Annotated in this window: 3 protein-coding genes and 1 pseudogene; 1 reads left to right on the top strand and 3 read right to left on the bottom strand. The window is 38.0% G+C overall.

What is annotated here, in order from left to right; all coding sequences use genetic code 11:
• Positions 1–247 precede the first annotated feature (247 nt).
• Positions 248–1132, bottom strand: a complete 885-nt coding sequence (locus V6C71_16470) for a ParB/RepB/Spo0J family partition protein (protein HEY9770060.1) — start codon at positions 1130–1132, stop codon at positions 248–250.
• The gene (locus V6C71_16465; GenBank protein ID HEY9770059.1) at positions 1125–1763 is read right to left on the bottom strand and encodes a ParA family protein; all 639 of its coding nucleotides are present in this window, start codon (positions 1761–1763) and stop codon (positions 1125–1127) included. Before V6C71_16465 ends, V6C71_16470 begins: the two co-directional genes overlap by 8 nt.
• 179 nt (positions 1764–1942) lie before the next feature.
• On the opposite strand from V6C71_16465, the pseudogene V6C71_16460 reads away from it, so the two are divergent.
• A pseudogene (locus tag V6C71_16460) lies at positions 1943–2206 on the top strand (ISNCY family transposase).
• A 74-nt stretch (positions 2207–2280) separates the two neighbouring features.
• On the opposite strand, the gene ltrA reads toward V6C71_16460, so the two are convergent.
• Positions 2281–4026, bottom strand: coding sequence for a group II intron reverse transcriptase/maturase (gene ltrA / locus V6C71_16455; protein ID HEY9770058.1), 1746 nt, complete (start codon positions 4024–4026; stop codon positions 2281–2283).
• Positions 4027–4683 lie beyond the last annotated feature (657 nt).

Below are 4683 nucleotides of genomic sequence, written 5' to 3'. Positions count from 1 at the left end.
AAAAAGGCTTGTAGCTAGTAGAACTGAAGATATTTGCTTATTCATTGTCATGGCTCCTTGGTTGAATATAAAGCCAGTATAAATTTGCTCTTCTCGCTATCGGGTGATGACCATCACCACTAAATATTGATACTGTCACCTCAACAAAAAAAAGCTGCTTCTCCCTTACGAAGAACCAGCCAAATCAGATAGCCTAACTGCTTTTATCTTCTGATTTAGATGTGGTCGCCCTAAAAAAGTACTCCCCCTATTCTTTAATTAGACCTTTTAATTGCTTCAACAACACTTCTAACTTTTTTCGATTTTTCTTGTCTGACCAAATTTTCTTGCTTCTAGAAAATTTTTGATAGGATTGGCGCAAATCTTGAATTAACTCATCCGTAGATAAATTAGAGTAATTAGTAGAGATCTGGTTTTTGCATTGGGCTATCTTCTCCCTTATCTCTTTGAGAGATAAATTATTGGCGATCGCTTCATCAAGCAGCTTATCTCTAAATTCTGAATCTTTAATTCGTCCAATTGTGATTCCTTTTGTGTATTCTATTTTCCCCTGTTTGATAGCCGACAAAATTGATTCAGGTAAGTTGAGCAGTCTCAAGCGATTAATTACAAAAGACTCCCACTTAAGCTTTCCCAAGCTATTGAACGTATTTTTGATCGCTTCGCAATCGGCGATGATAACGTTATCATCTTTTTTGTTCATCTTATAAAGTAGGGAAATAATCTCATCTCTTTCTCTCTCCAACTTTAGTTGTAAAAGCTCTAAAATTCCTTCAGTTTCTTCCACTGGATTCAAATCCTCTCGCTGAAGATTTTCTACAATGGCAAGAGTTTTCGCTTCAGAACTTGAAACATCCAAAACCATCACTGGCAATTGAGTTAAACCAGCTATCCTTGACGCTCTTAACCTTCTTTCTCCAGCAATTAATTCATTTTTAGATGTGATTAACAAAGGTTCTATGACCCCATGCTGTTCAATAGATTCTGCTAACTGTTCTAGCTTTTGGGGATCGAAGTATTGTCTAACCTGAGATTTAGGTAGAACAATATCATCGATTGCTATAAATGGCGAACTCTCTATAGCGGGTTCTGAGTCGAGAAAGTCTTTAAATTGAGGACGTTTTCTAGGCATAGATTGATAAAGCTTCTTCAAATAAAGAATTATAAAAATTGGCTACTTCTTTGGCGATTGTTCCCTGCATGGTAAATGCAGTCGAACGACTAGCAGGAGCATCTTGAATTAATTGCCGTTGATAAATAACTGAATCGGCAAGAGTAATATGGGGCTGCTGCTGTAAATATTCTTTGGCTTCAGCTAAAGCGCGAGTTCCTTTTATGGCTCTGCTGATAAACGCTAAACCAGTGGGAGTACCATCTTTTCTAATTTTCTGAGCGTGTTTAATATGGCGAAATGTCTTGTTGGCACTATCAACGTCTAAAACTCCAGGCTGTACGGGAATTAAAACTATATCCGCGCAATATATTGCAGCTTTGGTAACTTCCCCCAAACTGCCAGGACAGTCAATAATTAGAAATTGATAATTATCTGCCTGATCTTGAGCTAATTCAAATAGTTCTTCTGGATCTTGCTCTACTCGGCTATTGTAATCTTTACCTTGTACCCAACGAGTACTGCTTTCTTGAGCGTCAGCATCGATGAGTAAAGTACTTCCTTTTTGACTACACCAATGTAATAGGTGTACCGCACAAGATGATTTTCCCGTACCGCCTTTTTGATTAGCTATCGCAATAACTTGACCCATATATCAGCACTTTTTAAATTGCGTCCACATAATAACGCACTTATTTTAAATTATCTATTTGAGCTTTAGGATTAATCGCTATAAGCAAATGGCAAAAGCTGGTGAACTATGCTTTTATGTAAGGATTCAGGTATCAAATTGAGAAATTAAAAGGTATTAACTTTGAGGAAAGTAGCAGTATGACTGAAACCATCAGGATGCAGTGGGTACTGAAGATGCTGACTACCGAGTTAGATGACCTACCAGATGAAAGAAAGCCGAGCAATAATAGGAAATATAAGGTCAAAGAAGCTCTTTTGAGTGCGGTTTCCGCTTGTTTTCTGCAATCAAGGTCTTTTTTAGACCATCAACGCTTGATGAAAAGTCAAAAAGGACGAGATAATGCCAGCAGTCTATTTGGCATCTCCGAAATTCCTTGTGCGAATCAAATTCGCAACCTCCTGTTATCTAAGCTAAGAAGTCACCTTCTTAACTCGACTACAGAACGCAGCATGACAATTTCTCGTCACTGCGCTCCTCAATGAGATGATTCCTGTCTTGAATACTTCTGTCTGTGCCATTCAATGTAATCTTGACGACTTTTGTTGTCGTGGCAATGTCGGTGTAGTAATTGAAGATTTTTGTATGTATCATTTCCGCCTTGATTCCTGGGTTTAACATGGTCAACCTCCAAAATGTCTTGGCTAGTAAATGATAATTTACAAAGTGTACATTTACCTTTTTGCCTCTTAAGTAATGTTCTTACTCTTGTAGAAGTTTCTAGGTATGTACTTAATCTTTGACTCCAGTAAATGAAATCCCCATCGTAAGGAGATTTTGCTCCTGTGACTTTCACATGACGGACAATATTAATGTCTGAGTGATTTATCAATGTACAGGTGATTTCATTCTCATAGGTTTGCGAGAATACCCAATTTCGATTTTCTATGGATTTCCAGTATTTATCTTTAACCCACTTCTTACCCTTATTGGGGTGTCTTCTGTTCGCCCATCTTCTGAGTTTTAGATATGTTAGGTGGTCTAGAAGTTTAAACGTTTCACTGCTGATTGCTCCTCTAAAGTAATTACTCCATCCTCTGATAATTGGGTTGAGTGTACCAATGACTTTCTCAGCCTTAGATGCTTGATGTTTATCGATTACATCTCCAATCTTCGTCAGGTGTTTTTTTATACTTTGTTGTGAGGGTTTTATTAGCAGTTTGTGTCCCAGTGGTTTTCTATTTGAGCTACGTCCCGATTTATACTTTCCTACACGATAGTGTTGGATGTGGAAACCTAGAAAATCAAATCCTACATTTCCTTTGTATTCTTCGAGGCTATGGCTTATACGAGTTTTTTCTGGTTTTAACTCTAGTCCTATATCTTTTAGCCATGTTTCTATTAAAGATTTACATTGCATAATTACTTTGATGTCTTTATGTAAGACGACAAAATCATCAGCATATCGAATTAGGTTTGGTGTAGGATTACTCCAATAATTTCCGTTTAGATAGCCTTCTTTTGCTGGGAATGATTTTCTAATTAGATTTTCCATTCCGTGTAAAGCTATGTTGGCTAACAAAGGAGAACATACCCCACCTTGAGGTGTTCCTTCCTTGGTTGGAAATAATGTGCCTTTATCGATTACCCCCGACTTTAACCAGGCTTTTATTTGCCTTCTTATTGTGGGTGATGCGTTTATTTTCTTTAATAGTTTTTGGTGGTCAATTTTGTCAAAGCATTTTGCTATATCCGCATCTAGGATATATTTTGCTTTTTGAGACAAAGATTTATGAATTGCTTCAATTGCATCGTGGCAAGAACGTCCAGGTCTAAATCCGAATGAGTTACTTTCAAATTCTGCTTCCCATTCTGGTTCTAGTGCCATTTTTACAAGAGCTTGTTTGGCTCTTTCATGAATGGTGGGTATTCCCAAGGGTCGTTTTTCGGTTTTTCCTGGTTTTGGTATCCATATTCTACGGGTAGGTTTGGATTTATCTTCTAGTTGAAGGTTTTTAACCAATTCCATTCTTTTGAACGGAGTAAGGGATTTAATTCCATCGACTCCTGCCGTCTTCTTTCCTTGGTTATCCTGTGTGACTTTCCTGACTGAAACAGCTTTGGCTGACCATGAGCTAATCAGAAGTTTTTGGAGTCTAGGAACTACTTTGACATCTCCACGTTCAGAAGCTTGATAAATTCTTTTTTGAAGCTTGAATACCTGTTTGTCTAGCTGATGCCAGGGGAGAGTATTCCATTCATACATCGGTTTTGCCGTGTTCATGACTTTTATACTTTTAATACAGACTTTATCTTTCATCTCACCGTGAGTCCGTCAGCATATCTTAGGCATTACCCTAAGCATTCGCTTCTGACTCTATCCTTCCCTAGTAAGGCTTGCGCTGGTTACTACTCAACTTATTCGACCAAGATGAGAGCCTTAAAAGGGTTATACCGTTCCTAAGATTCGTTGGTTTCTAACTTTAGAGTCTTTCTATTCGCCGAAGGCTGTTTTTGGATGCTAAGAAACAAGGATTGATTCGTTTCTCTTTGTAATAGGTAACTACGATTACCTATCCATTAACCTTATGAACTTTTGTTCCCAGCCTATCAACCTGTTTTGGCTGGTCTGGTATTACGACGATTCAAACGAAAGTTCGTCTCCTACTCATAGTTAGCTGCTTCGATGGGATTCCCAATCAGGTTTCGAGTTACCACCTTTTAACATCCCGCTTCATCAATTGAAGATACCACCTTTAATCAATGGGAATGCACTTTCACCCTTGCATCTAGGGGGTTGGACTTGGAATATTTTCCTCACCAACACGAACCTTAAGTTGTTTAATTGTTAATTCTCGTTATTTTTTTATGTAACTTTGCTTAACAATTAACCGCTTTTCTCTGAGTCATAAACTCATTTAAAGCGAACGGTTCGCACCAA

This window comes from Coleofasciculaceae cyanobacterium, assembly GCA_036703275.1.
Lineage (GTDB): Bacteria > Cyanobacteriota > Cyanobacteriia > Cyanobacteriales > Xenococcaceae > Waterburya.
Note: the sequence above shows the minus strand (reverse complement) of the source record. Positions and strands in the feature narration are given on the sequence as shown.

Excerpts from the sequence above, each read along its gene's own strand:
- ltrA (HEY9770058.1), bottom strand. The coding sequence starts at position 4,026 with ATGAACACGGCAAAACCGATGTATGAATGGAATACTCTCCCCTGGCAT.
- V6C71_16470 (HEY9770060.1), bottom strand. The coding sequence starts at position 1,132 with ATGCCTAGAAAACGTCCTCAATTTAAAGACTTTCTCGACTCAGAACCC.
- V6C71_16465 (HEY9770059.1), bottom strand. The coding sequence starts at position 1,763 with ATGGGTCAAGTTATTGCGATAGCTAATCAAAAAGGCGGTACGGGAAAA.